Source organism: Citrobacter europaeus, from assembly GCA_020099315.1.
In the GTDB taxonomy this organism is placed as follows: Bacteria; Pseudomonadota; Gammaproteobacteria; order Enterobacterales; family Enterobacteriaceae; genus Citrobacter; species Citrobacter europaeus.
Window position 1 is genome coordinate 3,170,159 of record CP083650.1, and the last position, 24,015, is coordinate 3,194,173.

23 protein-coding genes are annotated in these 24,015 nt (G+C 53.9%); 7 read left to right on the plus strand and 16 right to left on the minus strand.

Annotated elements, in window-relative coordinates; genetic code table 11:
• Positions 1-28: 28 nt before the first annotated feature.
• Both btsR and LA337_15065 read right to left on the minus strand, forming a co-directional pair.
• Complete coding sequence (btsR, locus tag LA337_15060) at positions 29-748, minus strand: two-component system response regulator BtsR (GenBank protein ID UBI14502.1); 720 nt, start codon at positions 746-748, stop codon at positions 29-31.
• Positions 745-2,430 (minus strand): sensor histidine kinase, encoded by a 1,686-nt coding sequence (locus LA337_15065; GenBank protein UBI14503.1) that lies wholly within the window; start codon positions 2,428-2,430, stop codon positions 745-747. Before LA337_15065 ends, btsR begins: the two co-directional genes overlap by 4 nt.
• A 225-nt stretch (positions 2,431-2,655) precedes the next feature.
• Between LA337_15065 and mlrA the strand changes: the two genes are divergently transcribed.
• Together mlrA and LA337_15075 are read left to right on the plus strand one after the other, a co-directional pair.
• The gene (gene mlrA / locus LA337_15070; protein ID UBI14504.1) at positions 2,656-3,387 is read left to right on the plus strand and encodes an HTH-type transcriptional regulator MlrA; all 732 of its coding nucleotides are present in this window, start codon (positions 2,656-2,658) and stop codon (positions 3,385-3,387) included.
• 51 nt (positions 3,388-3,438) lie between these two features.
• Positions 3,439-3,546: a protein YohO gene (locus LA337_15075; protein UBI14505.1), complete on the plus strand. Its 108-nt coding sequence runs from the start codon at positions 3,439-3,441 to the stop codon at positions 3,544-3,546.
• On the opposite strand, the gene LA337_15080 is transcribed toward LA337_15075, so the two are convergent.
• The 5 genes from LA337_15080 to bglX form a co-directional block, all read right to left on the minus strand.
• Complete coding sequence (locus LA337_15080; protein UBI14506.1) at positions 3,527-4,258, minus strand: ABC transporter permease; 732 nt, start codon at positions 4,256-4,258, stop codon at positions 3,527-3,529. The genes LA337_15075 and LA337_15080 overlap by 20 nt on opposite strands.
• Positions 4,242-5,189: an ABC transporter ATP-binding protein gene (locus tag LA337_15085; protein UBI14507.1), complete on the minus strand. Its 948-nt coding sequence runs from the start codon at positions 5,187-5,189 to the stop codon at positions 4,242-4,244. The genes LA337_15080 and LA337_15085 overlap by 17 nt, the downstream gene beginning before the upstream one ends.
• The gene (locus tag LA337_15090; GenBank protein UBI14508.1) at positions 5,182-6,339 is read right to left on the minus strand and encodes an ABC transporter permease; all 1,158 of its coding nucleotides are present in this window, start codon (positions 6,337-6,339) and stop codon (positions 5,182-5,184) included. Before LA337_15090 ends, LA337_15085 begins: the two co-directional genes overlap by 8 nt.
• A gap of 24 nt (positions 6,340-6,363) precedes the next feature.
• Positions 6,364-7,281, minus strand: coding sequence for an ABC transporter substrate-binding protein (locus LA337_15095; GenBank protein UBI14509.1), 918 nt, complete (start codon positions 7,279-7,281; stop codon positions 6,364-6,366).
• A 231-nt stretch (positions 7,282-7,512) separates the two neighbouring features.
• Positions 7,513-9,810, minus strand: a complete 2,298-nt coding sequence (bglX, locus tag LA337_15100) for a beta-glucosidase BglX (protein ID UBI14510.1) — start codon at positions 9,808-9,810, stop codon at positions 7,513-7,515.
• 232 nt (positions 9,811-10,042) lie between these two features.
• Between bglX and dld the strand changes: the two genes are divergently transcribed.
• On the plus strand, positions 10,043-11,752 hold the full coding sequence (gene dld / locus LA337_15105) for a D-lactate dehydrogenase (GenBank protein UBI14511.1): 1,710 nt from the start codon (positions 10,043-10,045) through the stop codon (positions 11,750-11,752).
• 102 nt (positions 11,753-11,854) lie between these two features.
• Here dld and pbpG read toward each other — a convergent pair whose 3' ends face one another.
• Both pbpG and LA337_15115 read right to left on the minus strand, forming a co-directional pair.
• Positions 11,855-12,802, minus strand: coding sequence for a D-alanyl-D-alanine endopeptidase (pbpG, locus tag LA337_15110; GenBank protein ID UBI14512.1), 948 nt, complete (start codon positions 12,800-12,802; stop codon positions 11,855-11,857).
• 180 nt (positions 12,803-12,982) lie between these two features.
• Complete coding sequence (locus tag LA337_15115; protein UBI14513.1) at positions 12,983-13,570, minus strand: YIP1 family protein; 588 nt, start codon at positions 13,568-13,570, stop codon at positions 12,983-12,985.
• 162 nt (positions 13,571-13,732) lie between these two features.
• Here LA337_15115 and LA337_15120 point away from each other — a divergent pair, with 162 nt between their 5' ends.
• On the plus strand, positions 13,733-14,320 hold the full coding sequence (locus LA337_15120; GenBank protein UBI14514.1) for a DedA family protein: 588 nt from the start codon (positions 13,733-13,735) through the stop codon (positions 14,318-14,320).
• A 17-nt stretch (positions 14,321-14,337) separates the two neighbouring features.
• On the opposite strand, the gene mdtQ is transcribed toward LA337_15120, so the two are convergent.
• Positions 14,338-15,777, minus strand: a complete 1,440-nt coding sequence (gene mdtQ, locus LA337_15125; protein UBI14515.1) for a multidrug resistance outer membrane protein MdtQ — start codon at positions 15,775-15,777, stop codon at positions 14,338-14,340.
• A 169-nt stretch (positions 15,778-15,946) separates the two neighbouring features.
• Between mdtQ and LA337_15130 the strand changes: the two genes are divergently transcribed.
• Both LA337_15130 and yohP read left to right on the plus strand, forming a co-directional pair.
• The gene (locus LA337_15130) at positions 15,947-16,681 is read left to right on the plus strand and encodes a class I SAM-dependent methyltransferase (protein UBI14516.1); all 735 of its coding nucleotides are present in this window, start codon (positions 15,947-15,949) and stop codon (positions 16,679-16,681) included.
• A gap of 71 nt (positions 16,682-16,752) precedes the next feature.
• Positions 16,753-16,836, plus strand: coding sequence for a protein YohP (gene yohP, locus LA337_15135; GenBank protein UBI18482.1), 84 nt, complete (start codon positions 16,753-16,755; stop codon positions 16,834-16,836).
• A 103-nt stretch (positions 16,837-16,939) separates the two neighbouring features.
• Here yohP and dusC read toward each other — a convergent pair whose 3' ends face one another.
• The 6 genes from dusC to LA337_15165 all read right to left on the minus strand — a co-directional run bounded on the left by dusC (position 16,940) and on the right by LA337_15165 (position 22,931).
• The gene (dusC, locus tag LA337_15140) at positions 16,940-17,884 is read right to left on the minus strand and encodes a tRNA dihydrouridine(16) synthase DusC (GenBank protein UBI14517.1); all 945 of its coding nucleotides are present in this window, start codon (positions 17,882-17,884) and stop codon (positions 16,940-16,942) included.
• Between the two features lie 61 nt (positions 17,885-17,945).
• Complete coding sequence (locus LA337_15145; protein UBI14518.1) at positions 17,946-19,139, minus strand: 3-hydroxybenzoate 6-monooxygenase; 1,194 nt, start codon at positions 19,137-19,139, stop codon at positions 17,946-17,948.
• Positions 19,140-19,153: 14 nt separating this feature from the next.
• Positions 19,154-19,798 carry a maleylacetoacetate isomerase gene (gene maiA, locus LA337_15150; protein ID UBI18483.1) on the minus strand — a complete coding sequence of 215 codons (645 nt, stop codon included), beginning with the start codon at positions 19,796-19,798 and terminating at the stop codon, positions 19,154-19,156.
• Positions 19,799-19,806: 8 nt separating this feature from the next.
• Positions 19,807-20,508, minus strand: a complete 702-nt coding sequence (locus LA337_15155; GenBank protein UBI14519.1) for a fumarylacetoacetate hydrolase family protein — start codon at positions 20,506-20,508, stop codon at positions 19,807-19,809.
• A gap of 15 nt (positions 20,509-20,523) precedes the next feature.
• Complete coding sequence (gene gtdA / locus LA337_15160; GenBank protein UBI14520.1) at positions 20,524-21,561, minus strand: gentisate 1,2-dioxygenase; 1,038 nt, start codon at positions 21,559-21,561, stop codon at positions 20,524-20,526.
• 11 nt (positions 21,562-21,572) lie between these two features.
• Positions 21,573-22,931 (minus strand): aromatic acid/H+ symport family MFS transporter, encoded by a 1,359-nt coding sequence (locus LA337_15165; GenBank protein UBI14521.1) that lies wholly within the window; start codon positions 22,929-22,931, stop codon positions 21,573-21,575.
• Positions 22,932-23,057: 126 nt separating this feature from the next.
• Here LA337_15165 and LA337_15170 point away from each other — a divergent pair, with 126 nt between their 5' ends.
• Positions 23,058-23,966 carry a LysR family transcriptional regulator gene (locus tag LA337_15170; protein UBI14522.1) on the plus strand — a complete coding sequence of 303 codons (909 nt, stop codon included), beginning with the start codon at positions 23,058-23,060 and terminating at the stop codon, positions 23,964-23,966.
• Positions 23,967-24,015: the final 49 nt, after the last annotated feature.

The following is a 24,015-nucleotide window of genomic DNA, read 5'->3' on the forward strand; positions in this document are numbered from 1 at the left end:
TGATGCAATGGCGCGCAGTGTATCAGTTTTACAGTCCAATCGCCTCTTTTAGACTTTTAAGATAACGGCGGCTTACCGGAACGGTCAGGCCGTTTCGCAAAATCAGCTCCGCCTGACCGTTATCTTCCAGACGGATCTCCTGCAATTGCGCCATATTCACCAGATATTGCCGGTGACAGCGCAGCAGAGGAGTACGACTTTCCAGCGTTCTGAGCGTCAGTTCGGTGAACCCCTCTTTACCATCACTACTGGTCACATACACGCCGCTCATACGGCTGCTGATAAACGCCACATCATCCATTTGCAGCAGATAAATTCGGCTATGACCGCTGCACGGAATAAACTTCAGCGCCTGCTGATTCTCGGGCAGTAGTGATACATCCTGCTTGGTGCGCTCCTGGCGTAAACGGATCAGCGTTTTTTCCAGCCGCGCTTCTTCAATCGGTTTGAGCAGATAATCAAACGCGTGTTCTTCAAAGGCCTTCACCGCATACTCATCAAAGGCGGTAAGGAAAACAATGTACGGGCGATGCTCGGGATCAAGCATGCCGACCATTTCCAGGCCGCTGATACGCGGCATCTGAATATCAAGAAACAGGACATCCGGACGCAGCTTATGCACCGCGCCGATGGCTTCCACCGCATTCGAGCATTCCCCGACAATCTCGATGTCGCTTTGCTCCTGCAACAGGATCCGCAGATTCTCCCGCGCTAACGGTTCGTCATCGACAATCAGCACTTTGATCATGCCAGTTCCTCCAGAGGAAGTCGTAAAGTGATTCGGGTAAAACGGTCAGGTTCACACGCTACGCTGATGCCAAAATCGTCGCCAAACCGCTCGCGCAGTCGTTTATCGACCAGATTCATACCCAATCCGCTGGCCTCAGACGTTGGCTGATACAACCCGGCGTTGTCTTCAATATCCAGCATCAGATACAGCCCTTCGCGGCGGGCGGTAATCGACACTTCCCCGGTATCCAGTAGCTGAGAGGTACCATGCTTGATGGCATTCTCCACGATCGGTTGTAAGGTGAAAGCGGGTAATTGCTGATGAGCAAGCGCATCTGGCACCGTTAAGGTCACCTGCAGGCGCGACTGAAAGCGCGCCTTTTCAATTTGCAGATAGGCGTTAACATGCTCAATTTCATCGGCCAGCGTCACAATCTCCGACGGGCGCTTTAAGTTTTTGCGAAAGAACGTCGACAAATACTGCACCAGTTGACTGGCCTGCTCGCTATCGCGTCGGATTACGGCTTTAATGGTGTTGAGCGCATTAAACAGAAAATGGGGATTCACCTGTGCATGCAGGAGTTTGATTTCCGACTGCGTCAGCATCGCTTTTTGCCGCTCATACTGCCCGGCCAGAATCTGCGCCGAAAGCAGTTGGGCGATCCCTTCCCCCAGCGTGCGGTTGATCGAGCTAAAGAGACGGTTTTTGGCTTCATACAGCTTGATAGTCCCCATCACCCGCTGGTTTTCGCCCCGCAAAGGGATGACCAACGTTGAGCCTAATTTACATTGCGGATGCAAAGAGCAGCGGTAAGGGACTTCATTCCCATCGGCATACACCACCTCGCCGGTTTCTATCGCCCGTTGGGTGTACGAGGAGGAAATCGGTTTACCGGGCAGATGATGGTCGTCGCCAATACCGGTAAATGCCAGCAGCTTCTCACGATCGGTAATCGCCACGGCACCGATATCCAGCTCCTCATACAGCACCTGGGCAACCTTCATGCTGTTAACCTCGTTGAATCCCTGGCGCAATATACCTTCCGTGGAAGCAGCAACTTTGAGCGCTGTGGCGGAAAAAGCGGAGGTATATTTTTCAAACATCGCCCGTTTATCGAGCAAAATACGCATAAACAGGGCCGCGCCCACGGTATTAGTCACCATCATCGGCGCGGCGATATTGCTGACCAGTCGAAACGCGTCATCGAACGGACGAGCAATTAATAAGATGATCAGCATCTGCACCAGTTCGGCAACAAAGGTAATAGCCCCCGCGGTCAGTGGGCTAAAGACTTTATCGGTGCGACCGCGACGGGTGAGTACACTGTGCACCAGCCCGCCGAGTAAACCTTCCACAATGGTTGAAATCATGCAACTGAGCGCCGTCATTCCACCCATGGAATAACGATGTAAGCCGCCGGTCAGGCCGACTAAACCGCCAACCACCGGGCCGCCAAGCAGCCCGCCCATCACCGCGCCGATAGCACGGGTGTTGGCAATAGAATCATCAATGTGCAGCCCGAAATAGGTGCCCAAAATGCAGAAAATGGAAAAGGTGACGTAGCAAAGCAGCTTATGCGGGAGCCGGATCGTGACCTGCATCAGCGGGATAAACAAACGCGTTTTGCTCATGAGCCACGCGATAACGAGAAACACACACATCTGCTGAAGCAGCAGCAACACCAGATTAAACTCGTACATACCCGCCAACCACACATCACTTAAAAGCGCGTAACATACATGGGCTGCGCGTAACTTTCTTTGAAGTGTTGCAAAAAAAAAGGAATTTGTGAGAACGATCACTCGAAAGCGCGAGCATGACTACAAATTCACCCATTCGTTGAACAAAAAACAGACAAAACTACCTGGTTCGCAAAAGAGCGTCTAAAGTAAAACTGGGACCTCGCGAGCATAAGTGAGACGACGATGGCGCTTTACACAATAGGTGAAGTGGCTTTGCTTTGTGATATCAACCCTGTCACTTTACGCGCGTGGCAGAGGCGTTACGGATTACTCAAACCGCAGCGGACAGACGGCGGGCATCGCCTGTTTAACGACGCGGATATCGACAGGATCCGTGAGATAAAACGCTGGATAAACAACGGCGTTCAGGTCAGTAAGGTAAAAATGCTGCTCAGCAATGAGAACATTGATGTCCATAACGGCTGGCGCGAACAACAAGAGACGCTGTTGAGCTATTTGCAAAGTAATAATTTGCATAGCCTCAGACTGTGGATCAAGGAGCGCGGTCAGGATTATCCCGCACAAACGCTCAACACCCATTTGTTCATTCCGTTACGCCGACGTCTGCAATGCCAACAGCCGATCCTGCAGGCGTTACTGGGGATCCTCGACGGCGTCCTCATCAACTACATCGCAATTTGTCTGGCTTCGGCGCGCAAGAAACAGGGTAAAGACGCCCTGGTTGTCGGCTGGAACATTCACGATACCACCCGTTTATGGCTGGAGGGTTGGGTAGCCAGCCAGCAGGGATGGCGCGTTGACGTCCTCGCCCACTCGCTGAACCAATTGCGACCGGAGTTGTTTGAAGGTCGAACCTTACTCGTCTGGTGCGGCGAGAGCCAAACGCCCGCACAGCAGCAACAGTTGAACGAATGGCGCGCGTTAGGTCACGATATTTATCCACTCGGTATTTAATATTCTATTAACAAACGTGTACAATCCTTGAATTCACATAAGGAGTGCATAATGAGCGCAGCTAAAATCGGTGTTATCACCCTCTTTCTGCTAATGGCTATCGGCGGTATCGGCGGCGTCATGCTGGCAGGCTACACATTCATTTTACGTGCCGGGTAAGGCGGCTCGCTAATCGCTCAAACCCGCGATCAACTATCACTGCCGCCAGCGCGACCAGCAGCGCGCCCTGAATCACATAAGCGGTATTGAACCCGCTAAGCCCGATAATAATCGGCGTGCCCAGCGTGTTCGCCCCGACGGTTGAGGCGATTGTTGCGGTGCCGATATTAATAATCACCGACGTGCGAATCCCCGCCAGGATGACCGGTGCCGCCAGCGGCAACTCCACTTTGCGCAGCCGCTGGCTCTGACTCATTCCCATTCCGCTGGCTACCTCCATCACGCTGGGAGAAATGCCGCCAAGTCCCGCCAGCGTTGCCTGCAGGATCGGTAACACGCCATACAGGATCAGCGCGATAATCGCGGGTTCAAGCCCAAACCCCATCACCGGTACGGCGATTGCCAGCACGGCGACCGGAGGAAAAGTCTGCCCCACGGCGGCAATCGTTTCCACCATCGGCCTGAATTCCACGCCCCAGGACCGGGTTACCACAACTCCCGCCCCCGTGCCGATGATGACGGCGATAAGACTTGAAATCCCCACCAGCGCAAAGTGGCTTAACGCCAGCGTCGTAAAACTTTCCTGCTGATACACCGGTCGCGGCAACTCGGGGAACAGCGAACTAAACAGGGCCTGACTGTGCGGTAACCCGACCAACAGGATCAGGAACAGGACAACCAGCCAAAGCAGCGGATCAGCAAGACGTTTCACGGGTCGGCATCTCCGAAAGCAGATCGCGAAAATGAAGCGTCCCGCAAGGCAACCCCTGCGGCGTCACAACCGGTAAAACCTCGCAACCGCGCGCCACAAACACCGACAACGCATCACGAAGCGTCATCTCATCCACCAGCGGTTCACCATCTGAGCGTTCGCCGCGACGGATAAAATCACCTACCGTGCGCAGTGACAACAGCCTTACGCCCAGTTCACTACGGCCAAAAAAGGTTTGCACGAAATCATTCGCTGGCGCAGTCAGCATCGACATCGGCGCACCTTGCTGCACAACCTTTCCTGCATCCATCAGAACCAGATGCTCCGCCAGCCTCAGCGCCTCATCGATATCATGTGTCACCAGCACAATGGTACGCCCCAGCAGACGGTGAATGCGCGTCATCTCCAGTTGCAGCGCACCGCGGGTGACCGGATCCAACGCGCCAAAAGGCTCATCCATCAATAGCACCTGCGGGTCTGCCGCCAACGCACGCGCAACCCCGACCCGCTGCTGCTGTCCGCCGGAAAGCTGATGCGGATAACGGTGACGCAAACTCGCCTCAAGACCCAGCAGTGCCATCAGTTCATCTGTTCGGTCATCAATACGTGAGCGCGACCACTTTTGCAGCTGTGGTACGGTGGCGATGTTCTGCGCAACGGTCCAGTGTGGAAACAAACCAATCGACTGAATCGCGTACCCCATACGTCGTCGTAACTCCAGCACCGGTAGGCTGCGGATCTCCTCCCCGGCAAATCGGATCTGCCCGCTGTCATGCTCAACCAGACGGTTGATCATCTTCAGCGTGGTGGACTTCCCCGAACCCGACGTACCAATTAATACCGAAAAGCTGCCCTCCCCTAACTGCAGATTAAGGTCATCGACGGCCCTGTGCTGACCATAGGTTTTACTGACATGGCGAAATTCAATCATTATTCGATACCTTTAGCAGCGCGAGACCTAAATCAAACAGCGCATCAATCAACACTGCCAGCACAACTACCGGGATCACACCCAGCAGAACTAAATCAACGGCGCTACTGAGCAATCCCTGAAAGACCAGCGCGCCAAATCCCCCTGCGCCAATCAGCGCGGCAATCACCGCCATCCCCACTGTCTGGATCATGACCACCCGCAAGCTGCGCAAGAAGACCGGCAACGCCAGTGGAAATTGTACCGAGATAAACCGCTGCCGCGCGCTCATCCCCATCGCCCGGGCGCTTTCCAGCACATCGCGTGGAACCTGATTCAATCCAGCCACTACGCCGCGAACCAGCGGTAAGAGCGCATACAGTACCAACGCAATAAGCGCAGGCGTCAGACCGGTTCCGGCGACGCCAAGCGAACCCAACACCGGAAAGTGCTTCACCAGCCCGGCGAGGGGCGCAATTAACAGGCCAAACAGCGCGACGGAGGGAATGGTCTGGATGATATTCAGTGCAGCAAATACCGGCCCCTGGCGAGCGACAGAAAAAGCACACCAGACGCCCAGCGGCACGCCAATAAGCATCGCGGGCACCACGGTAGCGAACAGAATTGTCAGATGTTGCGCCAGTGCGTCATTAAAGACATCCTGACGGTTGGCATATTCTTTAAGCAGAGAAAGATCGTTAAACGTGCCGGAGAACAAAAGTACCAGCGGCAAAATAAACATTTGCGCATGCAACAGCCATCGCCATGACGCCTGTTCGGTGATGCGACGAATGGCGTCACTGGCGGCCAGCAGCATCAGCCCCAGTCCCAACCAGAACCCGCTGCCCAGACTGGTTCTGGCCAGCGGGCTACCGGTCTGGGCCAGATACGTTGCCGTTGCTCCTGCGGTTACCAGCGCCGCAATCACCAACAGCTGGCTAATAACAAGCGTCAATATATTGCCTGACTTTCCCGGTACAAAGCACAGAAGAAACAGCAGCAAGCAAGCCACCGCCAATCCCCACGCCATGTCGGGCCGGATATCCCAGAGTTGACGACCTTCGCCGGAAACCAGGCGATTGGGAGCATAGCTAATGAAAGGAAGCGCTGCCGCCGCGAAGGTAAGAAGCACCAGCAGCAGCAACACCCGATTTACTGAAATTTTCGACAAAACACCCACCCGCTGCAAACTCCGTTACTTCACCCATCCTTTTTGCTTCAGGTAGTCTGCTGCGACTTTTTTCGCATCCAGCCCCTCCACGGCAATACTGGCATTCAGTTGTTGCAGCGTTTTTTCATCCAGGCTGGCAAATACCGGTTGTAGCCATTCTCCCATTTGCGGGTAGTCCTTCAGTACCGATTCACGCACAACGGGCGCAGGGGCATAAATGGGCTGGACGCCTTTTGGATCGCTTAATGTTTGCAGACCGAGCGCCGCAACCGGACCGTCGGTGCCGTAGGCCATCGCCGCATTGACTCCAGAAGTCTGCTGCGCCGCCGCTTTAATTGTCACCGCGGTATCACCACCCGCCAGCGACAACAACTGATTTTGCTTCAGCTTGAAATCATAGGCTTTTTCAAACGCAGGCAACGCGTCAGCGCGTTCGATGAATTCCGCAGAGGCGGCAAGCTTGAACGTTCCCCCGTCTTTCAGGTAACGACCTAAATCAGCAAGCGACTCTAGCTTGTTCTTTTGTGCGATATCCTGGCGTATAGCAATGGTCCAGGTATTGTTGGCGGGCGCAGGCGTTAGCCAGACCAGCTTATTTTGCTCTGCGTCCAGCTTTTTCACTTTGTCGAAACCGGCCTGCGCATTCTTCCACGCAGGATCATTCTCATCTTTAAAAAAGAATGCCCCATTGCCGGTATATTCCGGATAAATATCCAGCTCACCGGAGGTGATGGCGCCACGCACTACCGGAGTGGTACCCAGTTGTACTTTATTGACGGTTTTCACGCCGTGACTTTCGAGCACCTGCAAAATAATGTTGCCGAGCAGCGCCCCTTCGGTATCTATTTTTGAACCGACCGTGACGGGTGACGCGGCCTGTAAGGGTAAGCTTATCGCGGCTAAAAGCGCCAGTGAGCCCCCCCATACTTTTGAGATTATCATGCTGTACTCCTCATCCTTTTGCGGCCCTTTTCAGAGACTTGAGGAAAAAGCATAGTCGAAAAATCAAGCCTTAACCTGGCAATTGGGTAGTAACACTGAGAGTTATTAGCGGTAAGGCGATAATAAAATAAAAAAATCCGGCAAACCCAAAGTGAATTTGCCGGATGATTCTATTTAGTCAGCCTGGTAAGCGTAACGCCATCAGGCATGATGCGTGGCTTTATTCATCAATTACAGCAGCTCAAATTCGCCCTGCTTCACTCTGGCGGAATCAACGCCGATAAAGACGTTGAACTTGCCCGGTTCCGCATCGTATTGCATGCGCTGGTTCCAAAACTTCAGCGCTTCAACGTCAATCGGGAAGCTTACGGTCTGGGTTTCGCCCGGCTTAAGATTTACTTTCTCAAAACCTTTCAGCTGTTTTACCGGACGACTCATTGACGCGGTCACATCCTGCAAATACATCTGAATAACCGTCGCACCTTCGCGCTTGCCGGTGTTGGTCACCTGCACGCTGGCCGTCACTGTCCCGTCACGCTTCATCGTTGGGGAGGAGAGTTTCACATCAGAAACCGTGAACGTGGTATAGCTCAGGCCATAGCCAAAGGGATACAACGGACCATTCGCTTCATCAAAGTAGCGCGACGTGTACTTATTCGGCTTATCGGCATTATATGGGCGGCCGGTATTGAGATGGCTGTAATAGACCGGGATCTGTCCAACAGAGCGCGGGAAAGACATCGGCAGCTTACCTGACGGGTTGTAATCGCCAAACAGCACATCGGCGATGGCGTTACCGCCTTCCGTCCCGGCAAACCAGGTTTCAAGGATCGCATCGGCCTGTTGGTCTTCCTTAACCAGCGCCAGCGGACGTCCATTCATCAGCACCAGAACCAACGGTTTACCCGTGGCTTTCAGCGCAGTAATCAGGTCACGCTGACTCTGTGGAATAGTGATATCGGTGCGGCTGGAAGCTTCATGCGCCATTCCCTGCGCCTCACCGACGACCGCGACCACGACGTCAGACTGCTTCGCGGCGTTAACGGCCTCATCGATCATCGCCTGCGGCGAACGCGGGTCAACCTTCACCGCCTCTTCATACAGATTGAGGAAATCAACAATGCCTTTGTCGTTGGTGATGTTCGCCCCTTTCGCGTACACCACTTTACCCTGCTCACCGATGGCGTTTTTAATCCCCGTAAGCACCGTTACCGACTGATCGGCCACACCGGCAGCAGACCAACTGCCCATGACATCACGCTTGCTGTCAGCCAGCGGACCGACAACCGCCACGGTGGCGGATTTTTTCAGCGGCAATGTTTCCAGACGGTTCTTCAGCAGTACCAGACTTTCACGCGCCACTTCACGCGCTTCTTTGCGATGCAATCGGCTTTCCGCATTGGTGTCCTGCGGGTCAGATTCTTTGGCCCCCAGATGGCTGTACGGATCGTTAAACAGCCCCATATCATATTTCACGTTCAGCACGTGGCGCGCGGCGTCATCCAGTTCCGCCATCGTGACTTTGCCTGACTTAATCAACCCCGGCAGGTATTTGCTGTAATACTCATCGCTCATGCTCATGTTGATGCCGGACTTGATCGCCACGCGCACTGCATCTTCAGGATCGGAGGCGGTGCCGTGCTTAATCAGTTCCTTAATCGCGCCGTGATCGGAAACGGTGATGCCCTTAAAGCCCCACTCATCGCGCAGCACGTCTTTTAACAGCCAGGCATCCGAGGTTGCTGGCGTGCCGTTCAGCGAATTAAGCCCTACCATCACCGCACCGCTACCAGCATCCAGTCCGGCTTTGTACGGCGGCATGTAGTCGTTGAACAGACGCTGCGGGCTCATATCGACGGTGTTATATTCCTTGCCGCCCTCAACCGCGCCATAGGCGGCGAAGTGCTTAACGCTGGTCATCACTGAATACCTGTCGGCCGGGCTTTTCCCCTGCATCGCTTCCACCATGGTTTTGCCCATTGTGGCGGTCAAATACGTATCTTCACCAAATCCTTCTGAGGCACGCCCCCAGCGCGGATCGCGCGAGACGTCGACCATCGGCGCCCAGGTCATATTCAGACCATCATCGGCGGCTTCATACGCAGAAACCCGACCAACGGTTCTGACCGCATCGAGATTAAAGGAGGACGCCAGACCGAGGCTAATTGGGAACACGGTACGCTGACCGTGTAATACGTCGTAGGCAAAAAAGAGAGGAATTTTCAGGCGGCTGAGTTCCATCACCTGATCCTGCATTTTGCGGATATCCTGGCGTGTGACGGTGTTAAAAATTGCCCCAACCTGCCCGTCTTTGATCATCTCGCGGATGGCTTCCTTCGGATTATCAGGCCCGACGCTTATCAAACGGAGTTGCCCAATTTTCTCATCCACGGTCATCTGCTTGAGTAAATCGGTAACGAAGGCATCCCGCGCTTCTGGCGTCAGCGGATGGTTACCAAACAGAGTGTCCGCCAACGCGGGTTGCAACGCCAGACTCACCGCGACACCTACAGAACATAGCCATTTCATGTTGATTCTCTCTTTATTTTTTCCCGACGAGGCAGCGAAAATATAACAAAAACCGCAGTTTGCCGTAAGACTAAACGGGAGCGATAAAGAAAGCTAAGGTTATTCTCCTAATTTTCAAAACCAGCGCGAATCAGTAGAAGACGAACCAGAGACATTATGAATGAGAAAGCGTATTGTCATACAAAGCGCTATGCTTGTTCCTGATATTGAGTCCCACCACAAGGAGTGGAGAATGTCTTCCATTACAACAGATAATAAAGCTTTTCTGAATGAACTGACCCGTCTGGTGGGTCATTCACACCTGCTCACAGACCCTGCTAAAACCGCCCGCTATCGCAAGGGCTTCCGCTCCGGCCAGGGCGATGCGCTTGCCGTCGTGTTCCCGGGCTCGCTTTTAGAACTGTGGCGCGTTTTGAGCGCCTGCGTCGCCGCAGATAAAATCATCCTGATGCAGGCCGCAAACACCGGTCTGACCGAAGGCTCTACGCCGAGCGGTAATGATTATGACCGCGAGATTGTCATTATCAGCACTCTGCGTCTTGATAAGCTGCACGTCATTGGCAAAGGCGAACAGGTTTTGGCTTACCCTGGAACCACGCTTTATTCGCTGGAAAAAGCGCTCAAACCGTTTGGCCGTGAGCCGCATTCAGTGATCGGTTCGTCTTGCATCGGCGCTTCGGTTATCGGCGGCATTTGCAACAACTCCGGCGGCTCGCTGGTACAGCGCGGTCCGGCATACACGGAGATGTCGCTGTTTGCGCGTATTGACGAACAGGGCAAATTACAGCTGGTTAACCATCTGGGTATCGAGCTGGGCCAGACCCCGGAGCAGATCCTGAGCAAACTTGATGACGAGCGGATTAAAGATGACGATGTCCGCCATGACGGGCGTCATGCGCACGATCACGACTACGTTACCCGCGTCAGAGATATCGAGGCGGACACGCCTGCACGCTATAACGCCGACCCGGATAGATTGTTTGAATCATCCGGTTGTGCCGGCAAGCTCGCGGTTTTCGCCGTGCGCCTGGACACCTTCGAAGCCGAAAAAAACCAGCAGGTCTTTTATATCGGCACCAACCAGCCAGAGGTATTGACAGAGATCCGCCGGCATATTCTGGCAAAATTTGAGCATCTGCCGGTCGCCGGTGAATACATGCACCGCGATATTTACGACATTGCTGAGCAATACGGCAAAGATACGTTTCTGATGATCGACAAGCTCGGCACCGACAAAATGCCGTTCTTCTTCACCCTGAAAGGTCGCACCGATGCGATGCTGGAAAAAGTGAAAATTTTCCGTCCGCACTTCACCGATCGCGCAATGCAGAAATTTGGTCATTTGTTCCCCAGCCACTTACCGGCACGCATGAAAAGCTGGCGCGATAAGTACGAACATCACCTGCTGTTAAAAATGGCCGGCGGCGGCGTGGCTGAAGCGCAAAACTGGCTTAGCGAATATTTCAAAACCGCTGAAGGCGATTTCTTTGCCTGTACCGCGGAAGAAGGCAGCAAGGCGTTTTTACACCGCTTTGCGGCGGCTGGCGCGGCTATACGTTATCAGGCCGTTCATGCCGATGAAGTGGAAGATATTCTGGCGCTGGATATCGCGCTACGCCGTAACGATACCGAATGGTACGAGCATCTGCCTCCAGAGATCGACAGCCAACTGGTGCACAAACTCTATTACGGTCACTTTATGTGCTACGTCTTCCATCAGGATTACATTGTGAAAAAAGGCGTGGACGCGCATGCGCTGAAAGAGCAAATGCTGGAACTCCTGCGCGAGCGTGGGGCGCAGTATCCGGCAGAGCACAACGTCGGGCATCTGTATCAGGCGCCGGAAACCTTGACCCGTTTTTACCGTGAGAACGATCCCACCAACAGTATGAATCCGGGTATTGGGAAAACGAGTAAGCAGAAGTTCTGGAAAGAGTCGTAAAGCAAAAAAAAGATAAGCGCCACCGGGCATGTTGCCGGGGGCGCTTCGCTTGCCCGGCCTACAGCCACATTAGTTTTGTGCAGGCCGGATAAGACGTCTTGTTTAATCGTTCTGTGCGGTTTGCTCGCCCGTCGCCGAACCTGCCGCCGCCATCTGCGCGGCTTTTTGCTTTTTATAGCTCAGCGCCGCCGCCGGAACCGGCATCACCTTGCCCGTTTCAATCCAGGTACGTAAACGGCTGGCATCGGCAAAGTGGGTATATTTACCAAATGCATCCATCACCACCAGCGCCACCGGTTTGTTATTAATCACCGTGCGCATCACCAGACAGTGACCCGCCGCATTGGTAAACCCGGTTTTCGTTAACTGAATATTCCAGTTATCGCGGTATACCAAATGGTTGGTGTTACGAAACGGCAGCGTATACGCCGGATTGGCAAACGTCGCCATATCTTCGCGCGTCGTACTTAGCTGGCCAATCAGCGGATACTGTTTGCTGGCAATCAGCAGTTTGGTTAAGTCCCGGGCCGTCGAAACGTTATGAATCGATAAGCCGGTGGGTTCCACAAAGCGTGTCTGAGTCATACCGAGCGATTTCGCTTTGGCATTCATGGCTTTGATAAACGCGTTATATCCGCCCGGGTAATGATGCGCCAGGCTCGCCGCCGCGCGGTTTTCTGATGACATCAGCGCCAGCAACAGCATGTCTTTACGGCTAATTTCGCTGTTAAGTCGAACGCGAGAGTAAATGCCTTTCATTTCCGGCGTCTGGCTAATATCAACTTTCAACTTTTCATTCAGCGGCAGTCGCGCATCAAGCACCACCATCGCCGTCATTAATTTGGTAATCGACGCAATCGGACGCACAAGATCCGGATGGTTCGAATAGATAACTTTGTTGGTATTCAGATCAACAATCATCGCGCTACCGGATGCTATCTCAGGTTGAGAAGCCGCTGCGGTAGTTGCCGTTTTAGCCACGGCTTGGGGTGCAAAAGGAACGGCCAGCACCAGGGCAAGGCTTAATAATGAAACTCGGAATTTCAGCATGATGAGATTTCTGATAATGGTTCACGCACGTCACAACGCACACCGCCTGAGACTAAGTATTATCTCAAGCTAGCTCAGGCATCATAGCGATCCGGCAGGTTTGCCGCCACAGGAGAATCGTCTCGAAATGCTGCGTTGCTGACTTTTACGTCAACAACGCAGCGCAGACAGGTTTATCCGTCAGAATAACCGATAGCCGTAACCCCACAGGATTACCGTAATAGCCAGCAAAACTTCCAGTACCAGCACACCGATCGCCAGCGTCGAACTGGAAAAACTTAACCCTTCCTCACGAGTGATATTCAGGAACGTCGGTATACCGAGGTAAAGTAAATAGCCGGTGTAAAACAGCGCGATGGTCCCCACCAATGCGCACAGCCAGACCAGCGGATAAAGTGCGACGAGCCCGCTTAAAAACAGCGGCGTCGCGACATATCCGGCAAACACCATACAATGCGCCAGCGACGGACGCTGCGGGTAATTTCGCGCCATCCACCAGATAACCCGGCCCATGACGGCGACGCCTGCCAGCATCACCCCGTAAAACAGAATCGCCATCGCCAATCCGGTTAACAGGGATAATTTCAGGATATTGCCATCGCCAAAATTCCAGCCGATTTGCGTGGTGCCGATAAACGCGCAAATAACCGGGATTGCCGCCATCAGCAGTACATGGTGGGTGTAGTGATGCGAAACACTTTCGTTTTCGCTGTTGATTACGTGCATTTCACGATCGGGATGGGAAAACAGCCCCCAGACATGGTTCATACCGCCCCCTTCTTGTCAGCTCCGGACCTCAACACTTCAATTATAATTCAGCTTTTGATTATTTTATGTACACAGGAAAAATACCGAAGCGCCAGGTTGTGCTTTTCCGGCATCAAATATTCATAGGGTGTATGCTATTAGTAGTGGAGGTCATACAAACGTATGGATATAAATCATTATGTTGCGCAATACGGCTATGCTGCGTTAATCATCGGCAGCCTGGCGGAAGGCGAAACCATTACCCTGTTAGGCGGCGTGGCGGCACATCAGGGCGTTCTGAAATTTCCGCTGGTGGTACTCTCGGTCGCACTGGGTGGGATGATTGGCGATCAGTTGCTCTATTTACTCGGACGCCGTTTTGGCGGCAAAATTTTGCAGCGTTTCTCGCGCCATCAGGCAAAAATTGATTATGCACAAAAGATGATCCAGCGACGTCCTTACCTGTTTGTGGTCGGTACGCGCTTTATGTATGGCTTTCGCGTTATTGGTCCTTTGCTGATTGGCGCCAGTCACCTGCCGCCGAAGATTTTTTTACCGTTGAATATTCTTGGCGCATTTGTCTGGGCATCGCTATTTACCACTCTCGGCTATGTCGGTGGCGAAGTGATTGCGCCGTGGCTGCACAGCCTTGACCAGCATATCAAGCATGGCATCTGGCTGGTGCTGGTTATCGGGATAGTCGCGGGCGTCCGCTGGTGGATGAAACGGCGAAGCGCACGTAAGCGCAATGAAAATGGCCCGACAGCTTAACACCGCGGGCCGAACAGTCAGGACGCGTGATAACCACCACCCAGCGCGCTGGTCAACTGGATTGAGGCATCCAGCCACTGGCCTTGTAAAAGCAGACCGTTGCACTGCTCGCGTAAAGCCGGGATCTTTGCCTCGCTGACCCGGGAGCCAGCAATAATACCGGCATTAAAGCGCGCCTGCGCCAGACCCACGACGCGCTGGGCATCATGCTCAATCTGCTGCTGATGCTGATTTTTCTGCGCCAGTGTTTCCACCTGCGAAGCTGCTCGCGCCACGTCATTCACTGCATCTACCACGGCTTTATTGTAATTCGCCACCGTCAGGTTGCTTTGGGCTTTGGTTATGTCGAGATTCGCATTTAGTCTGCCGCTGTCGAAGACAGGCAGCGTGAGTCCGGCTGTGACACCCATTTGCTGTGCGGAATGGCGGAACAGGTCGCTCAGATGTAACGCATCCTGTTGTAAAAACGCTATCAGATTCACATCGGGATAAAACGCCGCTTTCGCCGCATCAATGCTGCTCAGCGATGATTCGATGTACCAGTGCGCCGCCTGTAAATCCGGTCGGCGGGCCAGTAGCGAGTAACCTAACTGGGACGGGAGCTGACTTTCGACCGCAGGCAGTTTGGTCGTATGGAGCTTCAGGGCAGTGGACTGGGCATTAGTCAGCGCGCTCAGTCGCGCCTCGATGACCTTCATTTTACCGCTGACGTCGTTTAACTGCTGCTCTGTCTTGCTGGAATCGATGTCAGTTTCAACGCCTTCCACTGAAGAAGTAAGACCGTTTTGATACAGCTGACGATCGACGGTAATCACGTTTTGCTGCTCAGTTTCGATTTGCGTCAGCACGGTTTTCAGCGCGGCCTGCGTTTGCCATTCCCAGTACAGTCGAGACACGCCGCTCGCCAGCAGCTGTCGGGTTTGCTCACGCTCGGCTTCACGCGCCTTAACGGCCCCTATACGCGCCGTCACTTCAGCCCGATTCTTACCCCACAGATCCAGATTCCAGCCTGCGGTTAAACCAAAGGTGCCGTTGGTGTACCACGGCCCTGTCGTCCCGGCGGCCGGATCGGTAATGGCAAACGGTCCCATCAGCCCTTCGGCTGACATTCTCTGACGCTCAACGTCCGCGGAGAAGTCGATCTCCGGGCCATCCTGCGCCTCCACCGCCTTAGCCTGTGCCTCCGCCAGTTGAATGCGCTGTTCCGCTACCTGCATATCAGGAGAATTTCGCAACGTGCTGTCAATCAACGCATTAAGCTGGGGGTCATGGTATGCCTTCCACCACTGGCTGTCCGGCCAGCCATTTTTTAACGCTGCGGGCAATGTGGTATCGACATTCGCAGCAGGAGCCTGCTGCGACAGAGACTGGCGGTCATCATGCATTGGCGCGCAGCCTGACATCAGAATAAAAAGCGGCAACAATGCCGCCGGGACTAAAACGGAATTACGATTCATGGAGATATACAGGTAAGAAAAGATGTGCAGAGATTACGACTTGTCGTTCCTGCTTTTTTAGTTACGCGTGGCAATACATCTTTGGCAATAAAATTATATAATCGGAAAAATATACACCAGACAAATAATATAGATTAAATAATTTTAATAATTAATAGATGGAGACGTTATGTCACAGAATATCTATGACGACCCTGAGTTCTTTGCAGGATACGCCACGCTGGATCGTTCGGTGAAAGGACTCGATGGCGCGCCAGAATGGCCGACAATACAAGCTATGCTCCCCTCTCTGCAGGGAAAAAACATTCTCGATTTGGGCTGTGGATATGGCTGGTTTTGTCGCTACGCGCGCGATAATCAGGCTGCCAGCGTATTGGGACTGGATATTTCACAAAAGATGTTAACCCAGGCGCACAGTATGACTCAGGGTAGTGGCATCGTTTATCAGCGTGAAGATCTCGAAATGCTTACCCTGTCGCCAAATTCCTTTGATCTGGTTTATAGCTCGCTTGCCCTGCACTATTTGCGCGATATAGAACGATTATTGGTAACGATTTACCAGTCATTAACACCAGGCGGCATGTTAGTTTTTTCTGCCGAGCATCCAATTTATACCGCACCGCTTAACCAGGGCTGGATAAAAGATAAAACCGGGCAACAGTCCTGGCCGGTCAATCATTATCAGCAGGAAGGCGAACGCATCAGTAACTGGTTTGCTGAAGGCGTCAAAAAACAGCACCGTAAACTGGCGACCTGGATTAATGCGTTGGTTGGGGCCGGATTCGACATCGTCTGTGTCGATGAATGGGGACCGTCTGCGCAACAGATTGCTGAAAACCCGGCGCTGGATGAAGAAAAAGAGCGGCCAATGGTGTTTTTGCTCAGCGCACGTAAACCAGCATAACAGTCCCCCCAGGCAGAATGATTGATACTTTCCTATACTCAATCTGAACTTACCAAAAAAAGGGAAAATTAATGAAAATTCTGCTGTGGGTAATTCTGATTATTTTTCTGATTGGACTGTTGGTGGTAACGGGCGTGTTTAAGATGATTTTCTGATGTTGTCATTTCGCCCAGGCCTGATAGCAGAAATGTCAGGCGATTATTCTCTCTGATGCCGGATGGCGGCGTAAACGCCTTATCCGGCCTACCGGAACTGACGTCAGGCGGTAATCTCGATGGCCTGAATCGCCCGAGCGATATCCGGCGAATTGTTTAACGCACGAATCTCCTGAAACAGTGCAGTTGCCTCTGAATATTCTTTTCGCAAATACCCCAGCCATTGTTTAATCCGCGCCACGTGGTACAGCCCGGTGTCCCCCTGCTTTTCAAGACGGGTATATTTTTGCAACAACCTCACCACATCAGGCCACGGCATACGCGGCTCGTTGTACTTCACCACGCGACTCAGGTTCGGAATATTTAATGCGCCACGTCCAATCATCACCGCATCGCATCCGCTGATGGCCATGCAATCCTGGGCGCTTTGCCAGTCCCAGATTTCGCCATTCGCGATAACCGGAATGGAAAGCCGCTGGCGGATCTCACCGATCGCCTGCCAGTTGATATGTTCGGCCTTATAGCCCTGCTCCTTGGTTCGGCCATGCACGGCCAGTTCGCTGGCGCCAGCCTGCTGGACGGCATCGGCAATTTCAAACTGCCGGTCGCTGTTATCCCAGCCCAGACGCACTTTCACCGTCACCGGGAGATGAGCCGGAACCGCTTCGCGCATGGCTTTTGCGCCCCGGTAGATAAGCTCAGGATCTTTCAATAACGTAGCACCGCCGCCGCTGCCGTTGACCAGCTTCGACGGACAGCCGCAGTTCAGATCGACGCCGTACGATCCCAGTTCAACCGCGCGCGCGGCGTTCTCCGCCAGCCACTGCGGATACTGCCCCAGTAGCTGTATGCGCACCCGCGTGCCGGATGGCGTCCGACTGTCGTTATGCAGTTCCGGGCAGAGCCGATGAAATACTTTTGCCGGCAAGAGCTGATCCACCACGCGCACAAACTCGGTGATGCACAGGTCGTAATCATTCACTTCTGTCAGCAGCTCGCGCACCAGTGAGTCGAGCACGCCTTCCATCGGCGCCAGTAAAACACGCATATCGTCACCCGCAAAAAAAGAGGCGCTATGGTAGCGCCTCCGTTAGGGAGATTAAAGAGGCTCAGCGCGGCAACAGGCAGTTATCTTCTTTCCAGCCATACAGCCATTCCATACCACGATAAAATTCAGCCTGTGATTTCCCTTTCCACAGCAGATTACGCACCTGACGTTCGACTCCCGCAGCGTGATAAACACGGCCCATTTCGCGCGTCGACCAGACAATCCTGGCAGTACGCGGAATACGCACCGACTCATACAGGGCAAAGGCATCAGCCGCATCGCCGTCACACTGCTGTAACGCCCTACCAAGCTTGACGGCATCTTCCAGCGCCATACAGGCTCCCTGCGCCATATATTGCGCCACCGGATGTGCGGCATCACCCACCAGCGTAATACGATCGGTGCCCCATTTTTCTACCGGTTCGCGGTCGGCAGTGGACCAACGCCGCCAGGACGTGGGTTTATCCAGCATCTGGCGCGGTCGCGCGTGAATTCCGGCGAAATAGGAGAGAACCTCCTCTTTACTGCCATCCTTCACTCCCCACTCTTCCTGCTGACGACTGTGGAAGGTCACCACCAGATTGTACTGTTTGCCGCCGCGCAGCGGATAGTGAACCAGGTGGCAGTGCGGTCCGGCCCACAACACTGGCGCGTTAATGCGCAAATCTTCCGGCATATCATCGCAATCAATCACCGCCCGGTAGACCACATGCCCGGTCACGCGTGGCGCATCGCCAATCAGAGACTGGCGAACGACCGATTTCACACCGTCACAGCCCACCAAAATATCCGCCGTCCAGCTGTTGCCGTGCTCATCAAATACCGTCACGTCATTCTCGGTCTGGCGAATATCAACCACGTTCGTTGAAGTGCGATACTCAACGTTGGGGTGAACCAGCGCCGCTTCCCAGACAGAAGCATGAATATCAACCCGATGGATAACCGCATAAGGGCCGCCGAAGTGATCGCGAAACGCCTGCCCGGTTTCAATATGTACCACCTCTTTCGCGTTTACCGCATCCATCATGGTGATGTGATCGGTAAAAACGGCGCGCTGACGGGCGACGTCACCCACGCCAAGACTGTCCAGAGCAGAGAACGCGTTCGGTCCAAGCTGAATACCTGCGCCAATTTCACCAATCTCGTGCGCTTTCTCCAGCAACATCACTTTAATGCCCTGACGGGCCAGCGATAGCGCAGTCGCCGCGCCGCCAATCCCACCACCCACGATAATTGCGCGTGTCACTTTAGCCATTGTCGTTCTCCTTATCAGGCTGGAATTTTGTCTTGTTGATTCTCGGGCGCGGCGGCGATAAACGCCGGAAGCTGGATACAGGCATCATATACCGCCTTACAACGCGGATATCCGCTCAGATCGCAGCCCATACGTAACGCGTTCGCCCACTGTGGGATCAGACAGCAATCCGCCAGCGTCGGCGCATCACCCACGCAGAACGTCCCCGAATGACTCTGGCGCAGCATCTGTTCCACCGCGCTTAACCCTTGCTGGATCCAGTGCGCATACCAGCGTTTTTTATCTTCTTCACTGACCTTTAATTCTTCGCTCAGGTAGCGCAATACCCGCATGTTATTCACGGGATGGATATCACAGGCGATGGCATAGACGATTTCCAGCACCTTACTACGCGCCGGGAAATCGGCAGGCAGCAGCGGCGACTGCGGAAAGTGGCCGTCCAGCCAGTCGGTTATCGCCAGCGACTGCCCGAGTGATTCTCCGTCGTCGGTAACCAGCGTAGGCACCAGCCCCACAGGATTCATCCGCCGGTAGGCCAACTCGTTCTGCTGACCGATGCGAATGTTGACGCCCACCGTCTGGTAATCGAGCCCCTTCAGCGCCAGCGCAATGCGTACACGATATGACGCGGAGCTATTAAAGAAACTGTACAGCTTCATCATCCACCTCAGACAATCTTCACGGCGATGGGGGTTAAACCGTCTACGTTTCCGGTGATCACATCCCCTTTCACCACCGCCCCTACGCCTTCTGGAGTACCGGTGTAGATCAAATCGCCCGGCTGCAGTTCGAAAAAGCCGGACAGATAGCTAATGGTTTCATTAACGGACCAGATGAGGTGGCGAATATCGCTCCGCTGATGATCGACGCCGTTGACCTGCAGCCAGATAGGCGCATGGTTAACATCCGCGCTTTCGCAGGCTTTATGCAGCGGCGCGATGGGGGCAGAGAGATCGAACGCTTTGCCGATTTCCCACGGACGCCCCATCTGGCGCATCTCCATCTGCCTGTCGCGGCGGGTCATATCCAGACCGGTGGCATAGCCCCAGATATATTCGTGCGCTTTTTCCAGTAGTATATCGCTGCCCTTTTTACCAATCGCCACCACCAGCTCTATCTCATAGTGATAGTTATCGGTCTGCGAAGGGTATGGCAGTTCGAGGGTTTGACCGGCCGCCACCGGAACCACCGCATCGGCAGGTTTACAGAAGAAGAACGGCGGTTCGCGATCCGGATCAAAGCCCATTTCACGCGCATGAGCGGCATAGTTGCGGCCCACGCAGTACACGCGGCGTACGGGAAATTGTTCATCACTGCCAACCACCGGAACGGTAACAGGCGCTTGTGGTTCGAATACGTATTGCGTCATTTTCTCTCTCCCAAATTAATAACGTGCTTCACGGAACAACCCCAGCGCTTCCTGAACCGGTCTGTCCGAAAAACTAAATAAAACGGTATCTTCGTGGGTCCTGAACGACACGCCGTGCCAGGTTGGCACCACGAAGATATCTTTTGGTGAAAAATTGAAGGTTTCGTTGCCGATGGTGACCTGCCCGCTTCCTTCCACCACGTGGTAGATAGTGCTGTCGGTGGTACGCGCCATCCGCGAAGCAAAGCCCTTCGGCAACAGTTGCAGGAAGGTCCCCATTGAAGGCATGGGATAACCACCGGTTACCGGGTTCACGTAACGCATCTTGTAACCGTCCCACTCATCGGCGTCGCCCATGCGGGACAGGTCATGTAGCGCTTCACGGCTGCGATCGTAGCGATAGTTAAAAATGGGCGATGAGTTACCCTTCTGATGACGCAGCGGCAGCATATTGGCCGCATAGCGCGGTAAATAATCCCCTTCCTTGCGCGTGACCGGCTGTTGATCTTCCGGGTAGTCTTCTGCAAAACCGCAGCCCAGCAGATTCACCAGCGGCAGATCCAGACCGTCCAGCCACACCACCGGTTCGCTGCCTGGGTTGCCGTGATCGTGCCAGCGCCACTGCGGCGTCAGAATAAAATCGCCTTCATGCATCTGGGTACGCTCACCATCCACGGCGGTAAATGCCCCTTTCCCTTCGACAATAAAGCGCAGCGCAGACTGATTATGGCGGTGACTCGGCGCAACCTCGCCCGGCATGATTAACTGCAATCCCGCGTACAGCGTCGGGGTGATTGAAGACTGTCCGCGCAGCATTGGGTTTTCCAGCACCAGCACGCGGCGAATCGCCTCTTTCGCGCCAATCAGATCGCCGCTTTCCAGCAGTAGCGGACGGATCTCCTGATAGTTCCAGTACGCAGGCGCGCAATTCGCGTTCGGCGTTGACGGCACCAGACGATGCAGCGACTCCCACAACGGGGTCAGATTCTGCCCGGAAATATGCTGGTAAAACTGCTGACGGCTGTTCTTAACATCCTGATTCAGTTCAGACATAGGGATTCTCCTTATTCATTCACAACACTTGCACGTGGCAGAGTATTTGAGGCAGAGGCCGACTGGCGGATAACAACCGTCAGCAGGGCTAGCATCATCGCGCTGATGGCCGCCGGAACGGCGATAATGAAAAACAGGTTATCGAATGAGAAATTCATCGCCATCATCACGCCGCCGGATAGCGAGCCGACAATCGCGCCGCAGCGGCCAATCGCATTAGACCAGCTGACGCCCGTCGCCCGACTCTGCGTCGGATAAAGCGTGGCGGTTAACGCATTGAGGCCCACCTGAGAACCACTGATACCAATGCCGGTGCCAAAAATGGCCAGCGCCATCAGCCACAAGCCGTTTTCGCTCAGGCCAATCATGACAATACACACCGCACCCAGCGCATAGCTCACAGCCAGCACGCGGAAAGGGTTGTATTTATCCATCAGCACTCCCAGCGCCAGCGCGCCGAGCGTACCGCCAATCTGGAAGGCGGCGGTCACCCATGAGGCATGCTGCAGGTCTATTCCGCGATGGTTTAACAGCGTCGGCATCCAACTGGAGAGCAGATAAATAATCAGCAAGCTCATAAAGAACACCACCCATAACATCAGGGTAATGGGTAGCTGTCGCCCGACGAACAGCTGGCGAATGCTGCCTTTAGCAATCGCGGTGCCCTCGTTGAGATAAAATTGGGTATTGTCATAACGTTCCCGGGTGATGGCGCTAACGGTTCTGGCAATCACGTTTTGCGGCAACTGACGACGAACCTGCCAGCGTGGGGATTCCGGTAAGGCAAACAACAGGGCCACAAACAGCATCAGCGGTAGAACGCCTCCCAGCACCAGGATGCCGTGCCAGCCAATGACCGGCACCAGCTGCGCGCTGACAATCCCGCCCATCGCCGACCCCAGGGTAAATCCACAGAACATCATGGTAACCAGCGCGCCGCGCCGACGCGCTGGCAGGTATTCTGACGTCATGGTGATGGTATTTGGCATCGCGCCGCCCAGACCTAATCCGGTAAGGAAGCGCAAAATGACCAGCGTTTGTAGGTCGGGAGAAAAAGCCGATAAAAGGCTCAATGCGCCGAACAGCGCCACGCAGAGTTCTATCACGCGTTTGCGACCAAAACGATCGGACAGCGGACCGCAGAGCAGTGCGCCAGCGGTCAGACCCAGCAGGCCCGCGCCAAACAGCGGCGCCAAATCGCCGGCAGTCAGTTGCCAATGAGTGCGAATGTCGGGTGCGATAAAACCAATCGCCGCGGTATCAAAACCATCGAGCATGACGACCAGAAAACAACAGATGATAACGCGCCACTGGGTCTTGCCGACGGGGGCGGAATCGATCAGTGCTTGTAGATCACGTTGGTGAGTCATAGTGAATGCCTCAGTGCAGGTAGAGTAGATGTCTGTTTTGTTTTAGGTATGTTGCGACTTTGTATGTTTGGAGATGAAATGTACAATGGCTTTTCATGCAGAGGCATAACCTGGAGGTTATAGCAAATGGCTAACTGGGCGCAGAAACTGAAGTTGCACCACCTGCAAACGCTTATCGCGCTGGGCGAACAGGGGAATTTGACTCACGTTGCCCGGATGATGAATATCACCCAGCCAGCGTTGTCAAAATGGTTATCACAGCTCGAAGATGAGATTGGCATCACGCTCTTTGAACGTCACAGCAAAGGCTTGCGTCCTTCCGAAGGCGGTAAACTGCTACTTCAGCATGCCCAACGCCTGATCAATGATATGGAACGTTCGCAGTATGAAATCGCCCGTTTTAAGCAAGGCGGCCTGGTAGGGAGCCTGAAGATTGGTTGCTCGCCGGTGGCGACCGACTGCGTTTCACAGGCGATACTGGGTTTACTCACAGAACTGCCCACCCTGCATCTTAATATTGAAGAAAAGGTGATGACCCCGCTGCTGCACGATCTGCTTGCGGGTTCGGTGGATGTCGTCGTCGGTCGCGTCGGCGGCCGGGCGCTTCAGTTGCCGCTCAATTATCAGGTGCTGTATACCGAGCCGGTCTGCTTCGTCGCACGTCCCGACCATCCGCTGGCAAAATATCCCCTACTCACCTGGCACGATCTGGCTAACTGGCGCTGGATTGTCTGGCCGACGGGAACGCCCATCCGGATAAGCATTGATAACGCGCTAGTAGATAACGGCGTCATGCTGCCGGAAAACATCATTGAATCGGCGTCGATCAACGTCAGCACCAACCTGCTGCAAAGTAGCGACATGATCTCTATTCTTTCTCTACGCCTGGCGCAGCGTTATGCCGCCCAGGGACAGTTGGCTATTCTGAATCTGCCGAAAATTGAACAAAAAGGCAGCGTAGGCGTATTCTGGCGCAACAATGAAACGCCCACTACCGCTTTGAATCGTTTTCTGTATTACCTGGCACAGGTTTAGCGTAGATAGTTAGGGCCATCGCCCGATGTTCCAGATATCTATTTCCTCT

What these genes read in the sequence shown, in the direction of transcription:
- btsR (UBI14502.1), bottom strand. Translation starts at nt 748, where the DNA reads ATGATCAAAGTGCTGATTGTCGATGACGAACCGTTAGCGCGGGAGAAT.
- LA337_15065 (UBI14503.1), bottom strand. Translation starts at nt 2,430, where the DNA reads ATGTACGAGTTTAATCTGGTGTTGCTGCTGCTTCAGCAGATGTGTGTG.
- mlrA (UBI14504.1), top strand. Translation starts at nt 2,656, where the DNA reads ATGGCGCTTTACACAATAGGTGAAGTGGCTTTGCTTTGTGATATCAAC.
- LA337_15075 (UBI14505.1), top strand. Translation starts at nt 3,439, where the DNA reads ATGAGCGCAGCTAAAATCGGTGTTATCACCCTCTTTCTGCTAATGGCT.
- LA337_15085 (UBI14507.1), bottom strand. Translation starts at nt 5,189, where the DNA reads ATGATTGAATTTCGCCATGTCAGTAAAACCTATGGTCAGCACAGGGCC.
- LA337_15095 (UBI14509.1), bottom strand. Translation starts at nt 7,281, where the DNA reads ATGATAATCTCAAAAGTATGGGGGGGCTCACTGGCGCTTTTAGCCGCG.
- bglX (UBI14510.1), bottom strand. Translation starts at nt 9,810, where the DNA reads ATGAAATGGCTATGTTCTGTAGGTGTCGCGGTGAGTCTGGCGTTGCAA.
- dld (UBI14511.1), top strand. Translation starts at nt 10,043, where the DNA reads ATGTCTTCCATTACAACAGATAATAAAGCTTTTCTGAATGAACTGACC.
- pbpG (UBI14512.1), bottom strand. Translation starts at nt 12,802, where the DNA reads ATGCTGAAATTCCGAGTTTCATTATTAAGCCTTGCCCTGGTGCTGGCC.
- LA337_15115 (UBI14513.1), bottom strand. Translation starts at nt 13,570, where the DNA reads ATGAACCATGTCTGGGGGCTGTTTTCCCATCCCGATCGTGAAATGCAC.
- LA337_15120 (UBI14514.1), top strand. Translation starts at nt 13,733, where the DNA reads ATGGATATAAATCATTATGTTGCGCAATACGGCTATGCTGCGTTAATC.
- mdtQ (UBI14515.1), bottom strand. Translation starts at nt 15,777, where the DNA reads ATGAATCGTAATTCCGTTTTAGTCCCGGCGGCATTGTTGCCGCTTTTT.
- LA337_15130 (UBI14516.1), top strand. Translation starts at nt 15,947, where the DNA reads ATGTCACAGAATATCTATGACGACCCTGAGTTCTTTGCAGGATACGCC.
- yohP (UBI18482.1), top strand. Translation starts at nt 16,753, where the DNA reads ATGAAAATTCTGCTGTGGGTAATTCTGATTATTTTTCTGATTGGACTG.
- dusC (UBI14517.1), bottom strand. Translation starts at nt 17,884, where the DNA reads ATGCGTGTTTTACTGGCGCCGATGGAAGGCGTGCTCGACTCACTGGTG.
- LA337_15145 (UBI14518.1), bottom strand. Translation starts at nt 19,139, where the DNA reads ATGGCTAAAGTGACACGCGCAATTATCGTGGGTGGTGGGATTGGCGGC.
- maiA (UBI18483.1), bottom strand. Translation starts at nt 19,798, where the DNA reads ATGAAGCTGTACAGTTTCTTTAATAGCTCCGCGTCATATCGTGTACGC.
- LA337_15155 (UBI14519.1), bottom strand. Translation starts at nt 20,508, where the DNA reads ATGACGCAATACGTATTCGAACCACAAGCGCCTGTTACCGTTCCGGTG.
- gtdA (UBI14520.1), bottom strand. Translation starts at nt 21,561, where the DNA reads ATGTCTGAACTGAATCAGGATGTTAAGAACAGCCGTCAGCAGTTTTAC.
- LA337_15165 (UBI14521.1), bottom strand. Translation starts at nt 22,931, where the DNA reads ATGACTCACCAACGTGATCTACAAGCACTGATCGATTCCGCCCCCGTC.
- LA337_15170 (UBI14522.1), top strand. Translation starts at nt 23,058, where the DNA reads ATGGCTAACTGGGCGCAGAAACTGAAGTTGCACCACCTGCAAACGCTT.